Genomic DNA, 334 nt, shown 5'->3' on the forward strand with positions numbered 1-334 from the left:
AGATAGTCGTTGGAAAGGGTTGTTGTCAGTATCCAGCTTTTTGCTGTGTGCCAGTAACTTTTCCTTGTATGTGCCCATTCGTACGCCTTGTATTTACTTACACCTAGTTGTAACAAGTTCCTAATTTTAGACTTGCTGTGTTTCCATTGTTTCCATTTGACCATACGTAACCTACGGCGATACCACATATCCAGATGCCCCAGTTTCGTCCCCATGTCCGCTAGTTTAAAGTAGTGCATCCAGCCTGTGAGGTATTCCCTCAAGTAGAGAATTCGCTGTTCATCGCTCCAACCTCGACTGCGGCCCGTTAGTCCTTTAATCCTAGCTTTCATCT

1 protein-coding gene is annotated in these 334 nt (G+C 44.9%); it reads right to left on the reverse strand.

Features of this window, described 5'->3' with window-relative positions; genetic code table 11:
- Nucleotides 1-332 (reverse strand): group II intron maturase-specific domain-containing protein (locus GOQ17_RS16150; protein ID WP_317163291.1); only part of this gene is annotated, 332 nt, incomplete at its 3' end.
- Nucleotides 333-334 lie beyond the last annotated feature (2 nt).

Origin of the sequence: Sphingobacterium composti (genome assembly GCF_009829075.1) — a bacterium.
Taxonomy (GTDB): Bacteria; Bacteroidota; Bacteroidia; order Sphingobacteriales; family Sphingobacteriaceae; genus Sphingobacterium; species Sphingobacterium composti.